At 67.6% G+C, this 16968-nt stretch carries 15 protein-coding genes; 5 read left to right on the forward strand and 10 right to left on the reverse strand.

The window, feature by feature from the left end; genetic code table 11:
• Positions 1–5: 5 nt before the first annotated feature.
• The 4 genes from gyrB to dnaA form a co-directional block, all read right to left on the reverse strand.
• Positions 6–2492, reverse strand: coding sequence for a DNA topoisomerase (ATP-hydrolyzing) subunit B (gene gyrB / locus GST15_RS09040; protein ID WP_159016913.1), 2487 nt, complete (start codon positions 2490–2492; stop codon positions 6–8).
• Between the two features lie 121 nt (positions 2493–2613).
• Positions 2614–3741: a DNA replication/repair protein RecF gene (gene recF / locus GST15_RS09045; RefSeq protein ID WP_159016914.1), complete on the reverse strand. Its 1128-nt coding sequence runs from the start codon at positions 3739–3741 to the stop codon at positions 2614–2616.
• 79 nt (positions 3742–3820) lie between these two features.
• On the reverse strand, positions 3821–4921 hold the full coding sequence (dnaN, locus tag GST15_RS09050) for a DNA polymerase III subunit beta (RefSeq protein WP_159016915.1): 1101 nt from the start codon (positions 4919–4921) through the stop codon (positions 3821–3823).
• A gap of 222 nt (positions 4922–5143) precedes the next feature.
• On the reverse strand, positions 5144–6490 hold the full coding sequence (dnaA, locus tag GST15_RS09055) for a chromosomal replication initiator protein DnaA (RefSeq protein WP_159016916.1): 1347 nt from the start codon (positions 6488–6490) through the stop codon (positions 5144–5146).
• Between the two features lie 235 nt (positions 6491–6725).
• Between dnaA and rpmH the strand changes: the two genes are divergently transcribed.
• From rpmH to GST15_RS09080, 5 genes are all read left to right on the forward strand, one after another.
• On the forward strand, positions 6726–6866 hold the full coding sequence (rpmH, locus tag GST15_RS09060) for a 50S ribosomal protein L34 (protein WP_036139660.1): 141 nt from the start codon (positions 6726–6728) through the stop codon (positions 6864–6866).
• A 28-nt stretch (positions 6867–6894) separates the two neighbouring features.
• Positions 6895–7335 (forward strand): ribonuclease P protein component, encoded by a 441-nt coding sequence (gene rnpA / locus GST15_RS09065; protein WP_425482219.1) that lies wholly within the window; start codon positions 6895–6897, stop codon positions 7333–7335.
• An 80-nt stretch (positions 7336–7415) separates the two neighbouring features.
• Positions 7416–9119 carry a membrane protein insertase YidC gene (gene yidC / locus GST15_RS09070; RefSeq protein WP_159016918.1) on the forward strand — a complete coding sequence of 568 codons (1704 nt, stop codon included), beginning with the start codon at positions 7416–7418 and terminating at the stop codon, positions 9117–9119.
• Between the two features lie 43 nt (positions 9120–9162).
• On the forward strand, positions 9163–10497 hold the full coding sequence (gene mnmE / locus GST15_RS09075; RefSeq protein ID WP_159016919.1) for a tRNA uridine-5-carboxymethylaminomethyl(34) synthesis GTPase MnmE: 1335 nt from the start codon (positions 9163–9165) through the stop codon (positions 10495–10497).
• Positions 10498–10596: 99 nt separating this feature from the next.
• Positions 10597–11634, forward strand: a complete 1038-nt coding sequence (locus GST15_RS09080) for an energy transducer TonB (protein ID WP_159016920.1) — start codon at positions 10597–10599, stop codon at positions 11632–11634.
• 52 nt (positions 11635–11686) lie between these two features.
• On the opposite strand, the gene GST15_RS09085 is transcribed toward GST15_RS09080, so the two are convergent.
• From GST15_RS09085 to GST15_RS09110, 6 genes are all read right to left on the reverse strand, one after another.
• Positions 11687–12895, reverse strand: coding sequence for an ABC transporter permease (locus GST15_RS09085; RefSeq protein WP_159016921.1), 1209 nt, complete (start codon positions 12893–12895; stop codon positions 11687–11689).
• The gene (locus GST15_RS09090) at positions 12892–13644 is read right to left on the reverse strand and encodes an ABC transporter ATP-binding protein (protein WP_159016922.1); all 753 of its coding nucleotides are present in this window, start codon (positions 13642–13644) and stop codon (positions 12892–12894) included. The genes GST15_RS09085 and GST15_RS09090 overlap by 4 nt, the downstream gene beginning before the upstream one ends.
• A 29-nt stretch (positions 13645–13673) precedes the next feature.
• Positions 13674–15227, reverse strand: a complete 1554-nt coding sequence (locus tag GST15_RS09095) for an alpha/beta hydrolase (protein ID WP_159016923.1) — start codon at positions 15225–15227, stop codon at positions 13674–13676.
• 53 nt (positions 15228–15280) lie between these two features.
• On the reverse strand, positions 15281–15475 hold the full coding sequence (locus GST15_RS09100; RefSeq protein ID WP_159016924.1) for a helix-turn-helix transcriptional regulator: 195 nt from the start codon (positions 15473–15475) through the stop codon (positions 15281–15283).
• A gap of 7 nt (positions 15476–15482) precedes the next feature.
• The gene (locus tag GST15_RS09105) at positions 15483–16055 is read right to left on the reverse strand and encodes a hypothetical protein (RefSeq protein ID WP_233263122.1); all 573 of its coding nucleotides are present in this window, start codon (positions 16053–16055) and stop codon (positions 15483–15485) included.
• Positions 16056–16143: 88 nt separating this feature from the next.
• Positions 16144–16899 carry a ferredoxin--NADP reductase gene (locus tag GST15_RS09110; protein WP_159016925.1) on the reverse strand — a complete coding sequence of 252 codons (756 nt, stop codon included), beginning with the start codon at positions 16897–16899 and terminating at the stop codon, positions 16144–16146.
• Positions 16900–16968 lie beyond the last annotated feature (69 nt).

Below are 16968 nucleotides of genomic sequence, written 5' to 3' on the forward strand. Positions count from 1 at the left end.
GCAACTCAGACGTCGAGGTTGGCGACCTTGAGCGCGTTGTCCTCGATGAACTCCCGACGCGGCTCGACCACATCGCCCATCAGCGTCGAGAAAATCTGGTCGGCGGCGACGGCGTCCTCGATGCGCACCTGCAACAGGCGCCGGGTTTCGGGATTGACCGTGGTTTCCCACAACTGCTCCGGGTTCATTTCACCCAGGCCCTTGAAGCGCTGGATCTGGCGACCCTTCTTCGCCTCTTCGAGCAGCCACGCATGCGCCTGGGCGAAGCTGGTCACCGGCTGCGTGCGATTGCCGCGCACGATCTGCGCGCCATCGCGCACCAGTCCGTGCAATGCCGTGGCCGCCTCGCGCAGGCCACGCAACTCACCGTGTTCGAACACCGACAGGGGCAGGACCTGCGTCAACTCCTCGCCCATGTGGCTGCGGGTGACCAGCAACGCGGCCGGACGCGACTCCGTTGCCGCCTGCAGCAGCAGCCGGTAGCGCGGCCGGCCCAGGCCGCCATGGTTGAGGCGCGCCTGCAAGGCATCGAGTTCGATCCGCTCGCCGGTGGCACTGGCGAACGACTCGACATCCAGCGGGGTGAAGTCGATCAACGCTTCCAGCACCGCAGGCTCGTAGCGGTGTGCGTTGCGCGCGATCGTGTCGCGCGCGCCGGCGAAGACCAGCAACAGCTTCTCGAGCGCTTCGCCCGTGATCGGCGGCTCGCCTTCGGCCGGGATGAGCGCCGCGCCTTCGACCGCATTGCCGGCCAGGTACACGTCCAGCGCCGCGTCGTCCTTCAGGTACAACTCGGTCTTGCCCTGCTTGATCTTGTACAGCGGCGGCAGGCCGATATAGATGTGGCCGCGCTCGATCAATTCCGGCATCTGCCGGTAGAAGAACGTCAGCAGCAGCGTGCGGATATGCGAGCCGTCGACGTCCGCGTCGGTCATCAGAATGATGCGGTGGTAGCGCAGCTTGTCCGGGTTGTACTCGTCCTTGCCGATGCCGGTGCCGAGCGCGGTGATCAACGTGCCGACCTCGGCGCTGGCGAGCATGCGGTCGAAGCGCGCGCGCTCGACGTTGAGGATCTTGCCCTTGAGCGGCAGGATCGCCTGGGTCTTGCGGTTGCGGCCCTGCTTGGCGGAACCGCCGGCCGAGTCGCCCTCGACGATGAACAACTCGCTCAGCGCCGGATCTTTCTCCTGGCAGTCGGCGAGCTTGCCGGGCAGCCCGGCGATGTCCAGCGCGCCCTTGCGCCGGGTCAGGTCGCGGGCCTTGCGCGCGGCCTCGCGGGCGCGGGCGGCGTCGACGATCTTGCCTGCGATGGCGCGCGCCTCGTTGGGGTGTTCCTGCAGGAACTCCTCCAAACGTGCACCGAACGTGCTCTCAACGACAGGACGAACGTCGGAACTGACCAGCTTTTCCTTGGTCTGGCTGGAGAAGCTCGGATCCGGCACCTTGACCGACAGCACCGCGATCATGCCTTCGCGCATGTCGTCGCCCGAGAGCGAGACCTTGGCCTGGCGGGCGATGCCGTTCTGCTCGATGTAATTGGACAGCGTGCGCGTGAGCGCCGCGCGGAAGCCGATCAGGTGGGTGCCGCCATCCTTCTGCGGGATGTTGTTGGTGAAGCAGAACATCGTTTCCTGGTAGGCGTCGGTCCACTGCAGCGCGACGTCCACGGTGATGCCGTTCATTTCGCCCGACACCGAAATGACGTTGGGGTGCAGCGGGGTCTTCAGTTGCGCCAGGTATTCGACGAAGGAGCGGATGCCGCCCTCGAACTGGAACACGTCGCGGCGGTTCTCCTCGGCTGCGCCATGCGCACGCTCGTCGGACAGCGTGATGCGCACGCCGGAATTGAGGAACGACAGTTCGCGCAGGCGCTTGGCCAGGATGTCGTAGTGGAATTCGACGTCGGTGAAGATCGCAGCCGCTGGCTTGAAGCGCAGCAGCGTGCCGCGGCGTCCGGAGGCTTCCAGCGTCTTCAGCGGATACAACGGCTCGCCCAGCGCGTATTCCTGGCGGTAATGGAAGCCGTCGCGCCAGATGTCGAGCCACAGGTGTTCGGACAGCGCATTGACCACCGAGACGCCGACGCCATGCAGGCCGCCCGAGACCTTGTAGCTGTTGTCGTCGAATTTACCGCCGGCGTGCAGCACGGTCATGATGACCTCGGCCGCGGACACGCCTTCTTCCTTGTGGATGTCGACCGGGATGCCGCGGCCGTTGTCGGACACCGACACCGAGCCATCGCCGTGCAGGGTGACCATCACCTCGTCGGCGTGCCCGGCCAGGGCCTCGTCGATCGCGTTGTCGACCACCTCGAACACCATGTGGTGCAGGCCGGTGCCGTCATGGACATCGCCGATGTACATGCCCGGGCGCTTGCGCACCGCATCGAGCCCGCGCAGGACGGTGATCTTGCTCGAGTCGTAATTCAGGTTGGGGGTGGCGGTCGTCGACGTGGCGACGGTATCGGTCAGATCGGCATCGTGTTGCGGCATGCGCTGGAAGGCTCCCGCGACGCGCGTCGGGACCGGTGGTCCGCACGCGTCGTGACTCATTAGCTATGGATGCGTGAAGTATACCAAGCCGGTCGCGTCGCCGCCGGGTTCGCGGGCCGTGTCAAAGCCCTGCTTCAGCCCGGATTTGTCCGTGTTCCACGTGGAACGCAGTCACCCCGACCCCCAGCGCCCCCAGCATCGCCGGCGCCTGGGTCCCGGTGATGAAAACCTGCGCCCGACTGTCGCGCAGGCGCTCCAGCACCCGCCGTTGGTGGTCCAGATCCAGCTCCGACGCCAGGTCATCCAGCGCCACCACCGGCCACTCCCCGCGGACGCCGGCGTGGTGTTCGGCCTGGGCCAGCAGCACCGACAGGGCCGAGAGTTTGGCCTGGCCACGCGACAGGGCATTGCGCCCGGGAATCCCCGCGCAATCGATCTGCCAGTCGGCCCGATGCGGGCCCACCGAGGTGAAGCCGGCCAGCAAATCCCGGTCGCGCGCCAGCAGCAGGGCGTCGGCCAAGGTCATCTCGTCCCGCCGCCAACCGGGCTGGAAGACAATGCTCGCGTCACCCGCCGCCGGCAGCAAGGCCGCCAGCAGCCGCGAAACATAAGGTTGCAGGTCATCCAGGTAGCGTTGCCGCTGCTCGGTAATGACTTCCCCTGCCAAGGCCAACTCCTGCTCCCATGCGCCCAGTTCGCCGTCGGCCCGCCGACGCTTGAGCAGCGCGTTGCGTTGCTTGAGCGCCCGCGCGTAGCGTCGCCAGACCGGCAGGAAGGTCTGTTCCACGTGGAACAGACCCCAGTCGACGAACCGCCGCCTGACCTCGCCGCTACCGGCAATCAGGGCATGGCTACCGGGCTCCACCGTCACCACCACCAGCGCGGCGCACAGATCACCCAGGTGGCCGACGTCAGCCCCATCGAGCCGGCCTTGCCACTGCTGGCCGCTATGACGCAGGCCCGCGCGGCGGAGGCGTCCGCTGTCGGGTAACGCGGGGTCCAGGGCGCCGCTGCCGGCCTCCTCGCGCCACTCCACGTAGATCTCCAGGGCTTCGGCCCCACTCCGGACCAGTCCATCCCTGACCCGGCCGCGGAAGCTGCGGCCGTAGGCCATCAAGTGCAGCGCCTCCAGGACGCTGGACTTGCCGGCGCCATTGGACCCGGTCAGCAGGTTGAGCCCCGGGCCCGGCAACAGGCTGGCGCGCTCGAACCGGCGCAGGTTGCCCAGGTCGAGACGGGTCACGCGCAAGCGGCAGCCACTCCAAGGCAAAACGCCCGGCGGTGGCCGGGCGTCGCTGTTCCACGTGGAACTATTGAACCCGCGGGGTTCACAACCGCAGCGGCATGACCACGTGCCGCGACTTCTCGCTGCCGGCCTCGCGGACCAGCGCCGAGGAATTGGCGTCGCGCAATTGCAGGATGACGTGCTCATCGCGCAGTGCCGACAGCGCATCGAGCAGGTAATTGACGTTGAAGCCAATCGCCAGGTCATCGACCTTGGTGTCCGCTTCGATCTCTTCCTGGGCCTCTTCCTGTTCCGGGTTGTGGGCGTTGATCTTGAGTTGCCCCGGTGAAATCTCGACGCGCACGCCACGATACTTCTCGTTGGACAGGATCGCGGCGCGCTGCAATGCGGCGCGGAATACCTCGCGATCGATCCGCACCTCGCGGTCGGCGCCAATCGGGATCACCGCCTCGTAGTCGGGAAAGCGCCCATCGATCAGCTTGGAGGTGAAGGTGACATCGTCGCGCTTGACCCGGATGTGGTTGCGCCCGACCTCAAGCTCGAGTTCGCGATCGCCACCCTCCAGCAGGCGTTGGAGTTCCTGCACGCCCTTGCGCGGAACGATGATCTGGCGCTTGGTCTGCGCGCCGGCCTGCAGGGTGACCTCGCACAGGGCCAGGCGATGGCCGTCGGTCGCGACACAGCGCAGCGTGGTATCGCGCAGGTCGAACAACAGGCCGTTGAGGTAATAGCGAACGTCCTGCTGCGCCATCGCGAACGCCGTGCGTTCGATGAGTTCCTTCAGCGCGGCCTCGGGGACGCGGACCCGCTCGGTGGCCTCGACCTCGTCGACCGACGGAAAGTCGTTGGCCGGCAGGCTGGCAAGGGTGAAACGGCTGCGACCGGCCTGGACGGTGACCTTGTCGCCGCTCTGGCTGACGGTCACCTTGCTGCCATCAGGCAACGCCCGGACGATTTCGAACAACTTGCGGGCGGGAATGGTGATCTCGCCGTCCTGGGCATCATCGACGGCCTGGCGGGCGACCATTTCCACTTCCAGGTCGGTACCGGTCAGGGACAACTGCCCCTCGCGGACCTGCACCAGCAGGTTGGCCAGGACCGGCAGTGTCTGCCGTCGCTCGACGACGTTGACGACTTGCGCGAGCGGCTTGAGGAAGACTTCGCGTTGCAGGCTGAAACGCATGCGGACTGTTCCCGTGCTCAAGCTTGGAAAGAGGGATAAATCTAGAACGGGGTGGTGCTTGGTAGGCCGAAAAACCGGTGATAAGGCAGCTAACTTGTTGAAAAATATATATTAAATCGTTCATTCACGGCCTGTATAAGGCTCGCCGATGTGCTTGTGAATCTTGTGGATAACTTTACGTCCCCCAAACCGCATGCAATCTATCCACAGCTTGTACGCAAGTCATTCACTGAGCTTGCGGATGAGCTTTTCCCAATCCTCACGCAATTTCCCGTCGGTTTCCATCAGCGTCCGGATCTGCCGGCAGGCATGCAGGACGGTCGTATGGTCGCGGCCGGCAAACGCGTCACCGATCTCGGGCAGGCTGTGCTCCGTGAGCTCCTTGGCCAGCGCCATTGCCGTCTGCCGCGGCCGCGCCAGCGAGCGCGTGCGCCGCTTGGACAACAAGTCCTTGATCTGCAACCCGTAGTAGTCTGCCACGGTCTTCTGGATGTTGGGGATGCCGATCGCGTGCTGCTGCGCGCGCAGCAGGTCGCGCAGGGTTTCCTGGGCAAATTCCGCGGTGATCGGTCGGCCGGTGAAATTGGCCCGCGCCGCGAGCGTATTGAGCGCGCCCTCCAGGTCGCGCACGTTGGAGCGCATCTTCTTGGCGATCAGGAACGCCACGTCCTCGGGGATGATCGTCCCGCGCTCATGCGCCTTGGACAGCACGATCTGCGCCCGCGTCTCGAAGTCCGGCGGATCGATCGCCACCGACAGTCCCCAACCCAGGCGCGATTTCAACCTGGGCTCGAGTCCGTCCACTTCGCGCGGATAGCGATCGCAGGTCAGGATGATCTGCTGCTTGCCGTCGAACAGCGCGTTGAAGGTATGGAAGAACTCCTCCTGGGTGCGGTCCTTGCCGGCGAAGAACTGGATGTCGTCGATCAGCAGTGCATCGATGCCCTGGAACTGCCGCTTGAACGCATCCATGCCGCCGGACGTCTTGTCGTAGAGCGCCTTGGTGAAGGCGTTCATGAACTGCTCCGAGCGCATGTACATCACCCGCATCCCGGGATTCTGCGCACGCATCGCATTGCCGGCGGCGAACATCAGGTGGGTCTTGCCCAGGCCCGTGCCGCCATACAGCAGCAAGGGGTTGTGGGTGCGGTCGCCGGGTTTCTGTGCCGCCTGCCATGCGGCCGCGCGGCCGAGCTGGTTGCTGCGACCCTCGACGAAATTGTCGAAGGTGTAATGGCTGTCCAGGTTGCCGTGGAATGGCTCACCGGACGTCGCGCGCATCGACGGCATCGCATTGCCGAATGACGGCGCCGCACTGCCGGCGAGCGACGGCTTGCGCAGCGATCCGACCTCAAGGCTGACGTCGCCCGCACCGGCGAAATGGGCAATGAGTTCGCGGATGCGGGCCAGGTAGCGCGTGCGCACCTCCTCCATCACGAAGGCGTTGGGCGCGTACAGCACGAAACTGCCGTCGCGCGCGTGGGCCTGCAGCGGCTTGAGCCAGGTGTGGACATCCTCGGCCGGCAATTCGGCTTCAAGGCGTTGCAGGCAGCTGGGCCAGGCATCCATGTGTGAGCGTTACCGAAAGGCTGGCCGCGCGACGGCTGGCGCCGCGATGCGAAAAAACGATGGGATGGACCAGACTACCACCGGCCCCAAGCAGGCGCATCGACGTCGGTTCCGATCCGCCGAGGCCATGGCGGGCGGGCCCCGCGCAATGCGCGCCGCCAACGGTGGGTTGACCGCGGCCGCCGCGCTGATAGAATGCGCGGTTCTTTCTGCCGCTTAACCGCACGAGCCCGTCATGGCCACCAAGCGCACGTACCAGCCCAGCAACCTCAAGCGCAAGCGCGATCATGGCTTTCGTGCCCGGATGGCAACGGCCGATGGCCGCAAGGTGCTCGCCCGGCGTCGCGCCAAGGGTCGCAAGCGCCTCTGCGCCTGACCGCCCGGCCGCCCAGGCCGCGGCCGCAGTGATCCCCGATGACCTTCCGCGCGCGCGCGCCACGTTTCCGCGCAGCGCCCGCGTGCGTGCGCGCAGCGAATTCACCCGCGTGTTCGACGGCGGTCGTCGCGTCGCGCACCCGCTGTTGAGCCTGCACTGGCTGGACGACACCGCGCCCGCGCGGCTGGGGCTGGCCGTATCGCGCAAGGTCGATCCGCGCGCGGTTGGCCGCAATCGCATCAAGCGCGTGCTGCGCGACAGCTTTCGCAAGCTGCGCGGCGATTTGTCGCCTGGTGCCTACGTGGTGGTGGCGCGACCATCGGCACGAAACACCGCCCCGGCGCTGCTGCGCGCGGCATTGTTGGGTGTGCTGCAGCGCACCGGCGCGTTGCCGCTGGTCGCCTCGCCCGGCACAATGCCGTCCACCGGCGCCGTGTCGGCGCCTGCAAATCCCCCCCTCTCGTCCTGAGTGCCGCACGTTGGCACTGGCCGGGCCTGCCTGCACGATGAATCCGCTTCGATGAGCACGTCTTCGATGAGCATGTTTCCATGAACCAGACCCGCACCTTCCTGGTCGTTGCCTGGATGGCCGTCGCGACGATGCTGTGGATGGCATGGAGCAAGGACCACGAGACGCCCGAGGTCGCTTCCAGCAGCAGCGCCGCCGTCGATGCCTCCGGACCCAGCGTCGCGGTGCCCGCCATTCCGGCGACGCCGACCGCGGCCGGGCAATCGACTCCGCAAGCGCCGGCCGCGCCGGGCCCAGCCGTTGCGGCCACGACCGGCAGCGCGCCCGTCATCGCGGTCACGACCGACGTGCTGCATCTCACCCTGGATGGCGGATCGATCCACAGCGCCGACCTGCTGCGCTACCCGGAGACAACCCAGCCGGGCAGCCCGATGGTGCGCCTGTTCGCCGATGATCCCGCGCATTTCTTCGAGGCGCAGAGCGGCTGGGTGAGCGGCACCGGCGCGGCCCCCAGCCACCTGTCCGGATTCGTCCCCGCCACGCCGGCGCGCCAGTTCACCCTGGCCCCCGGCCAGCAGACCCTGCAGGTGCCCTTCGTCTGGCAGGGACCGGATGGCGTCAGCATCCGCCGCACCTATGTCTTCACCCGTGGCGATTACGTCGTGCAGGTGCGCGACGAGGTGATCAACCAGGGCAGCAAGCCCTGGCAGGGTTTCGTCTACCGGCAGCTGGCGCGCGTGCCCCCGCAGATCGCCAGCGGCATGATGCATCCGGAGTCCTACAGCTTCCTCGGCGCGGCCTGGTTCAGCGCCAAGGACAAGCTGGAGAAGCGCAAGTTCGCCAAGTTCAGCGACGATCCGCCGCTGAGCAAGCCGGTCAGCGGTGGCTGGATCGCCATGCTGCAGCACCATTTCTTCGCGGCCTGGATCCCCGGCGCGCAGGACGCGAGCACGTTCTCCACCGCGGTGCCGCAGCCGGGCCAGGCCCTGGTCCGCGAAGTCGGCCCCGGCCTGTCGGTTGCCCCGGGCGCCACGGCGACCACGCAGGCGCGCCTGTGGGTCGGCCCGAAGCTGGTCAGGCAGATCCAGGCGCAGGGCGTGTCCGGCCTGGAGCGCGCGGTGGACTTCAGCAGCTTCAGCATCATGGCCGTGCTCGCCGGCTGGCTGTTCTGGGTGTTGCAGCACCTGCACCAGCTGCTCGGCAACTGGGGCTGGTCGATCGTCGGCCTGGTGGTCGTGATCAAGCTGGCGATGTATCCGCTGTCGGCCGCGCAATACAAGTCGATGGCGAAGATGCGTCGCTTCCAGCCGCGCATCGAGCAGCTCAAGGAGCGCTACGGCGAGGACAAGCAGAAGTTCCAGCTGGCGCTGATGGAGCTGTACAAGAAAGAGAAGATCAATCCGGTCGGTGGCTGCCTGCCGGTGCTGGTGCAGATGCCGGTGTTCCTGGCCCTGTACTGGATGCTGTCGGAGTCGGTCGAGTTGCGGCACGCGCCCTGGATGGGCTGGATCACCGACCTCACCGCGCGCGACCCGTTCTTCATCCTGCCTGCGATCAACATCGTGGTGATGTGGGGCACGCAGAAGCTCGCGCCGACCTCGCCGGGCATGGATCCCATGCAGCAGAAAATGATGCAGTACATGCCGCTGGTGATGGGCGTGATGTTCAGCTTCATGCCGGCTGGCCTGGTGTTGTACTGGATCACCAACGGCAGCCTGGGCCTGCTGCAGCAGTGGTGGAACACGCGGCTGTACGGACACCAGGCGGTTCCCGCCAAGGTCTGATCGACGGCCGTCGGCACTGCAGCCGACTGGCCTGGAGCGAGCGATGACGCAGCCCGGCGACACCATCGTGGCCATCGCCTCGGGAGCTGGCGGCGGCGTCGGCATCGTGCGCTTGTCCGGCGCCCGCGCGCTGGCGATCGCCGAATCCGTCATCGGCCGACCCTTGTCGGTGCGACACGCGCACCACGTGCGCTTCCACGACGGCGACGACGAGGCCATCGACGACGGCATCGCGCTGTATTTCGCCGCACCGGCCAGCTTCACCGGCGAGGACGTGGTCGAACTGCAGGCGCACGGCAGCCCGGCGGTGTTGCAGCAATTGCTGGAGCGCTGCTGCGAGCTGGGTGCGCGCATCGCACGCGCCGGCGAATACAGCGAGCGCGCATTCCACAACGGCAAGCTCGATCTTGCCCAGGCCGAAGCGCTCGCCGACCTGGTCGCCGCCGCAGACATCCGCACCGCGCGCGCCGCGCGTCGTTCGCTGGATGGGGAGCTCTCGCGGCGTGTCGACAACGTCGCCGCGCAGCTGCTGGCGGTGCGCGTACAGGTCGAGGCGGCAATCGATTTCGCCGACGAGGCGCTGGATACGCTGGCGGCGGCGGCGCTGCACGAACGCTTGCTCGCCACCGGCCGCGGCCTGGACGCGCTGTTGCAGTCGGCGCAGCGGGGACAGCGCCTGCGCGACGGATTGCACGCGGTCATCGTCGGCCCGCCCAACGTCGGCAAGAGCTCGCTGCTCAATGCGCTGGCCGGCAGCGACAGCGCGATCGTGACCGATATCCCCGGCACCACCCGCGACCTGTTGCGCGAGGTCGTCCACATCGACGGCGTCGAACTGACCCTGGTCGACACCGCCGGATTGCGCGCGAGCGGGGATGCGATCGAACGCGAGGGCATGCGGCGCGCGCGCGTCGAACTGCAACGCGCGGACCTGGCGATCGTCGTGCTCGATGCGCGCGATCCCAGCGCCGGCCGCGGCGAGGTCGACAGTGCGATCGCCGCGGTCCCGCAACGGCTGTGGCTGCACAACAAGGCCGACCTGGCGTCGGCACCGCCATCCCCGCACGATGGCGACACGATGCTGGTCTCCGTGCGCACGGGCCAGGGCCTGGAGGCCCTGCGTGCGCGCCTGCGTGGCCTGGCCGGCGCCGATGAACAGGGCGATGGAACATTCACCGCGCGCGCGCGGCAGGTGGACGCGCTGCGCCGGGCCGCCGCCGAACTCGACGTCGCGACCGACGCACTGGCCGCCGATGCGCTGGACCTGTGCGCCGAAGCGCTGCGCTGCGGCCACGACGCGCTCGGTGAAATCACCGGCAGGGTGGTGCCCGATGCCCTACTGGGTCACATTTTCTCCACCTTCTGCATCGGCAAGTAGGCTGCAAGCCCCGATCGGGGCACGCGACAGTTGACAAACGCCGCGCGCTGTCGCGTGCTACGCACACGTGCGTCCACGCACACCCAGGGGAGTGCTCCAATGTTCGTTGCGAAACCTTTGTCGTCACGGCCGGCCGGGATCCGGCTGCTGGCCGGCCTCGTGCTGTTGTGCGCGTTTGCCGGCTGCAAGAAGAACGATGCCGACACCACCGCGCCCGCCGGCGCCACGTCGGCGGCTGGCCAGGCGGCGGCTCCGCCGGCCGAGGCGGTCTCGGCCCAGGTGGCCGGTATGAGCGCGGATGCATTGCGCACGGCCGCCAGCAGCGCCCAGCGCGAACAGCGCCTGTATGCGCCGGCCGGCAACAACGCCATGGAGTACTACCTGGCGCTGCGCGACAAGGCACCCAACGATGCGGCGGTGACCAGCGCGCTCAGCGACCTGATGCCCTATGCCCTGATCGCCACCGAGCAGAGCATCAGCCGCGATGATTTCACCGAGAGCCAGCGCCTGTACGCGCTGATGGCGAAGGCCGATCCGAACGCCCCGGCGCTGCCACGCCTCAAGCAGGCCATTGCCGACGGCCAGGCCTCGCTGGCGCAACGGACCGCCGCCGCGGCGACCAAGACCGTCGATGACGCCAAGCGCCAAGCCGACCTGGAGAAGCAGCGACTGGCCGACCAGCAGAAGACCCAGCAGGCCACTGCGCAGCAATTGGCGACGCAGCAGGCCGCGGCACAGGCCGCCGCCCAGCAGGCGGCCGCGCAGAAGGCGGCGGATGATCGCGCCGCTGCGGCGCGCGCGGCAGCGGCATCCTCGCGTCCGCAACCTGCGTCGCCAACGCCGGCACCAGCGCAGGCAGCCGCCCAGGCGCCGGCGGCCGCGACCACGCTGCGCGCGATCAGCACGCCAGCACCGGCCTATCCGCCCGATGCCTATCGCTCGGCCACCGCGGGTGAGGTCGTGGTCGAACTGACCGTGGGCAGCGACGGCTCGGTGACTTCGGTGCGGGTCGTGCGCTCGACGCCGCCGCGCGTGTTCGATCGTGCGGCACTGGCGGCGGTCAAGCGCTGGCGCTTCCAGCCTGTGAGCGCCCCGATCACCACGCGCCGCACCATCGGCTTCAACCCCGGCGGTTGACTGCCGACATGCAACGAAAAAGCCCGGCACTTGCCGGGCTTTTTTGTGGGCGTCAGGCCGAGATCGCCAGTTTTTCCTGGTGGTAACGCCGGGTCGCCGCGAACCACAGCGCCGTGGCCAGGCCGAAGCCCGCGCACAAATACACGCCCCACTCCATGGGCGACACCACCTCGCTGCGGATGACCTTCAGCAACATCTGGTTCTGCGCCAGGAACGGTACCGCCATCATCCACAGCTGGTTCTTCACCGGGCTCACCATCAACGCGATGGTCGGGATCATCGGCAGCAGGAGGAGGAAGGTCATGTAGCTCTGCGCCTCCTTCACCGATTTGGCGCCCGCGGCGATCCAGGTCAGCAGCGCGGTGCCGATGAACAGCATCGGCAACAGGATCACGAGCATCTTCCCGATCGCGGCGATCGTGACATCCATCTGCCGGCCGATGCCGGGTGACAGCTGCGCGCCGATCTTGAAGGCAATCAGCGTCATCAGCAGCGAGGCCAGTCCGACCGCGCATGCCGCCGCGATCTTGCCGCTGACGATCGCGCCGCGCCGCGCCGGCGTCGCCAGCAGCGGTTCCAGCGATTGCCGTTCGCGCTCGCCCGCGGTCGCATCGATGATCAGGTGCGCGCCACCGAGGAAGGCGCTGAGGATCAGCAGGTAGGGCAGGATCGACATCGACAGGCCCTTGCGCGCCTCCGGCGTCGACAGGTCCTTGTGCGCGACCGCCAGTGGTGCGGCGACGCCGGGGTTGATGCCGCGCGCGAGCAGGCGCAGCGCGCCGGCCTGTTGCCGGTACTGGTTCAGCGCCGCCTCGACGCGCTTGACCGGGATGTCGGCGTCCTGGCGCGTCGAGTCGTGCACGATCTCCACCAGCGCCGGCGTGCCGTCGTGCCAGTGCGCGGCGTAGTCCTTCTCGATGCGCAGGTAGACGTCCTCGTCCTGGTCGCGGATCGCGTCGTCCGGATCGCCCGCCAGGATCTTGCGGCTGATGCCCTGCCCGCCGAGCCAGGCGACCAGGTTGGGCGCGCGCTCGGCGCCGACCATGGCGATCGCCAGCGGCTTCTCGATCTGGCTCTTCGCGCGCGATTCCGCCATCGCGCCCATGCCCAGGAGCAAGGCCGGCGTCAGCAGCGGGCCCATCACCAGCGCCAGCACCAGCGTGCGGCGGTCGCGCGACAGCTCGCGCAATTCCTTCTTCATCACCGTCCACAACGAGGCGATGCTGGTCGACCGTGTGGCGGTCGTTGTCGTGCGCGTCATGCGTGCAGGCCCTCCTCGGAGCCGATCAGCTGGACGAAGGCGTCCTCGAGGTTGGATTCACCCGTGCGTTCGCGTAGTTCATCAGCCGTGCCCTGCGCCACCACGCGACCGTGCGCGATGACGACGATGCGATCGCACAGTGTGGCGACCTCCTGCATGATGTGGCTGGAAAAAATCACGCAGCGGCCTTCGCCGCGCAGGTGGCGCAGGAAATCGCGCAGGCCGCGCGTGGTCATCACGTCCAGCCCGTTGGTCGGTTCGTCGAGGATGACGTTGCGCGGATCGTGCACCAGCGCGCGTGCGATCGCGGTCTTGGTGCGCTGGCCCTGCGAGAAGCCTTCCGTCATGCGATCGAGGACGTCGTCCATCTGCAGCGCCGTCGCCAGCTCGCGCGTGCGCTGCTCGATCAGCGCCGCCGGCATGCCGTGCAGTTCGCCGAAGTAACGGATGTTCTCGCGCGCCGTCAGGCGCTTGTACACGCCGCGCGCATCGGGCAGGACGCCCAGCGCGCGCCGCGCGATTTCCGGGTCCATCGCCACGTCCGCGCCATCGATCAGCACGCGCCCGCTTTCCGGGCGCATCAGCGTGTAGAGCATGCGCAGCGTGGTGGTCTTGCCGGCGCCGTTGGGACCAAGCAGGCCGGTGATTTCGCCATCGCGCGCGATGAAGCCGACATCATCGACGGCCACGACGGGCGCGCCCTTTTCCTTGCCGGGGAAGGTCTTGCGCAGGTGTTCTGCAACGATCATGGGTTGGTCCTGTCAGGAGCGCGCCGCGCTCAGGGTTCCCAGCCGTTGAAGCTGGTGAAGGGCGGCGTGTAGGGCAGCGTGCGCAGGCACGCGGCGTCGAGTGATCTGGCATCGGCCTTGTCGATGAACTGCGCGAACAGCTTCGGCATGCAGCCGGCGCCAATGACGTTGTGGCCCTGTCCGCGCACCACCAGGTGGCGGCCATTGGGCAGCGTGCGCACGACTTCGGCGCCGTATCGCGGCGGCGTCACCGGATCGAATTCGCCGCTCATCAGCAGCGCCGGCACCGTTGATCGCAGCGGCGCGTGGAAGTCGGCGGGCATCGCACCCCTGGGCCACAGCGCGCATTGCGCGGCGAAGTCGTCGGCGAACTGGTTGCCCATCAGCGTGGCCGCATCGTCGGCATTGGCCTTCAATCCGTACGCGTCCTCGCTGCAGATCACCGACAGCTGCATGCCCATTGCCATCTGCCCGGCCATCGTGCTGCCGAGCATCTTCGCCAGCGCCATCAGGCCGTCATAGCGGCCCTCGGAGGCTTCCTTCAACTGCAATGGCAGCAGCGATGAGGCCAGCGGCGTGTACGCATACATGCGCATCAGCCCGGCGACGTCATCGGGTCGCAGGCGCGCCTCATGCAGCGCGCCGGTACTCGGGTCGCGATAGCGCACCAGCGGTGGGCTGGAGCGCAATGTCGTCATCAGCGCATCCAGCCGCGAACGCGGGTCGCCCAGCGCACGGGCGCAGGCGGGTACCTTGCGGCACTCGCCAAACTGCAGGTCCAGTGCCTGTTCGAGGTTGTGCGCGAATTCATTGCCGACGATGAGCGTGTTCGGCGCCACTGAATCCAGCACCAGCGTGCGCGTGCTGTGCGGGTAGCGCATCGCGTACTGCTGCGCCACGCGCGTGCCGTAGGAGATGCCGACAAGGTTGATCGTCGGCGCGCCGATTGCCTCGCGCACCGCTTCGAGATCGCGGATCGCGTCGGTGGTGGTGTAAAAGCGCAGGTCGGCCCGCGGCGACAGCGCATCCCGGCAACGCTGCGCGAAACGCCGCGCGGCATCGGGGCCCGTTGGCTCCGTCGCCGGGTCGGCAGCGGTGTCCTTGTGCTCGGTATCCGGGCAGGTCAGCGGATTGGACTGGCCAGTGCCACGCTGGTCGACCAGGATCACGCTGCGTTTCTTCAGCACGTCGGCGAAGGCCGGCGCGACCTGCGGATAGCTTTCCGTCGCCGCCTGCCCGGGGCCGCCGGCAAGCATGAACACCGGATCAGGCTCGCTGGTGCCGGTATCGCCCGCCGGTACCCAGGCGATGTGCAAAGCGATATGGCGGCCCTGTGGCAACGCCGGGTTTTCCGGGACCGACAGCGAGCCACATTCGGCCTCGACGCTCGCCATCGCCGATTGCGACGACAACGTGCAGGGGACGAATGCCAGGCGGCCGTACCTGCGCACCGGCGCCGGGCTGGCCGCCACCGTGCGCCGGTGTTTCGCCGCCCCGGGGCTGGCGTGGTCGCGCACGTAGCGGTAGCCGAACAACGCGACCAGCAGCAGGGCGGCGACAATCGAGCGAAGCGTGCGTGACATGTGTGGCGGGTCTCCGTGGCGCGTTTGAGTCGACAGGAAAATCTGCGGATGGATCAGTCCGCGGGCTGGAAGATCGCCTCGATCGGCTCGCCGAACAAACGCGCCAGGCGGAAAGCCAGCGGCAGGCTCGGGTCGTACTTGCCGGTCTCGATTGCGTTGACGGTCTGGCGCGACACGTCCAGGCGCTCGGCCAGCTCGCCTTGCGACCAGCCACGCTGCTCGCGCAATTCGCGGATGCGGCTCAGCACCGCGCGGTCACCAGTAGCGGCGCGTGACCGCCACCTTGGCCACGCCATACGTGAAGCACACCAGCGGGAACAGCCACAGCATCGCGATGCCCGCACCGATCTCGATCACCCGCGCAAATTGCAGGAAGCCACCCGCCAGGTACAGCAGCGACACGAGCGCGGTGGCGATGCTCACCGCCTCCAACTCGATCCGGCGCTGCAATTCGTCGGCGTCGCGGATGTACCGCACGATGGCGCGCATCGCCAATGCGATCGGCGGCAGCGGCAGCAAGGCGACGATGCCCCGCAGCCACGCGGACTCGATCTGCTTGAGCAGCCACAACGACAGAAACAGCGCCACGACGTAACCGAGCATGGGCGGCATGAATTCACGCAGGTAGCGGCGGCGCAGCGCCGGCGTGCCGGTGGCGCAGTCGTCCGGCATGCGCGACCTGAGTGCCGCAACCAGCAACAGCCCGACCGCCAGGCCGTACAGCAGTCCCTGCAGCGTGTCGGACAGGGCCAGCACGCGTGGCAGGCCGACTGCCGCCGCCAGCATCAGCGTGCCGGCCACGGCCATGATTTTTGGTTTCTTCCCCACCAATGACTCCTGTCAAGCAAACTTGACAGGGACGATAAGCGAGGCGAATTGACCTGTCAAGCGACCTTTACACCGCGATCGTTCGAAACTACTTGCTGCTGACGTATTTCTCGCGGCGGATCTGCGACACGGCCAGCCCGCTTGCCTTCAGCGCCTCGAAACAGGCGTCGACCATGTTCGGATTGCCGCACAGGTAGGCGATGTCGGTGGCCGGATCCGGCGCGAACTCGGCCAGGAACTGCTGCACGTAGCCGTGGCGCACGTCGGGATGCGGATCGGGCGGCAGCTCGCGCGACAGGCAGGGCACGAAGCGGAAGTTGCGCGGATGGCGGTCGGCGAACGCGCGGAATTCATCGCCATACAGCAGCTCGGCCGGGGTCCGCGCGCCGAACAGCAGCACGACCTGGATGTCGCGCTGCGCGATCTGCCGCTCCAGCAGCGGCAGCATCGCGCGATAGGGCGTCACCCCGGTGCCGGTGCCGATGAGCAGGTAGCGCTGGTTGGCATCGGCCGGCGTCAGGCAGAAACGACCGTATGGGCCGCTCGCATCGACATGCCCGCCTTCTTCCAGGCCTTCGAACAAGGCCGTCGCCGCGCCGCCGGCGACGTAGCTCACCGCGATCTCGACGGCCTCGCCAGGCCCCAGCGCATGGTCGTGGATGGTGGCCAGCGAGTAGCTGCGCTTGGTCGCGGTGCCATCGGCGTAGTGGAAGTGCACCTGCAGGAATTGACCCGGGATGAAATCCAGCGGCTGTCCATCGTCGCGGACGAAGGACAGGTGGGCGACGCTGGGGGCCAGCATGCGACGACCCACGAGCTTGAGCGGAAAATGCTGGATGGCCACGGGTTCTGCGGTGCCTGCAACCAACTGTGGCCAAGTGCCGCCACGGGGCCGCCTATACTAACGGCATCG

Source organism: Cognatiluteimonas profundi, from assembly GCF_009792795.1.
GTDB lineage: Bacteria > Pseudomonadota > Gammaproteobacteria > Xanthomonadales > Xanthomonadaceae > Cognatiluteimonas > Cognatiluteimonas profundi.

Bases quoted from the DNA above. Each gene is read 5' to 3' on its own strand.
- gyrB (WP_159016913.1), bottom strand. From the start codon at position 2,492: ATGCCGCAACACGATGCCGATCTGACCGATACCGTCGCCACGTCGACG.
- dnaN (WP_159016915.1), bottom strand. From the start codon at position 4,921: ATGCGTTTCAGCCTGCAACGCGAAGTCTTCCTCAAGCCGCTCGCGCAA.
- dnaA (WP_159016916.1), bottom strand. From the start codon at position 6,490: ATGGATGCCTGGCCCAGCTGCCTGCAACGCCTTGAAGCCGAATTGCCG.
- rpmH (WP_036139660.1), top strand. From the start codon at position 6,726: ATGGCCACCAAGCGCACGTACCAGCCCAGCAACCTCAAGCGCAAGCGC.
- yidC (WP_159016918.1), top strand. From the start codon at position 7,416: ATGAACCAGACCCGCACCTTCCTGGTCGTTGCCTGGATGGCCGTCGCG.
- mnmE (WP_159016919.1), top strand. From the start codon at position 9,163: ATGACGCAGCCCGGCGACACCATCGTGGCCATCGCCTCGGGAGCTGGC.
- GST15_RS09080 (WP_159016920.1), top strand. From the start codon at position 10,597: ATGTTCGTTGCGAAACCTTTGTCGTCACGGCCGGCCGGGATCCGGCTG.
- GST15_RS09085 (WP_159016921.1), bottom strand. From the start codon at position 12,895: ATGACGCGCACGACAACGACCGCCACACGGTCGACCAGCATCGCCTCG.
- GST15_RS09090 (WP_159016922.1), bottom strand. From the start codon at position 13,644: ATGATCGTTGCAGAACACCTGCGCAAGACCTTCCCCGGCAAGGAAAAG.
- GST15_RS09095 (WP_159016923.1), bottom strand. From the start codon at position 15,227: ATGTCACGCACGCTTCGCTCGATTGTCGCCGCCCTGCTGCTGGTCGCG.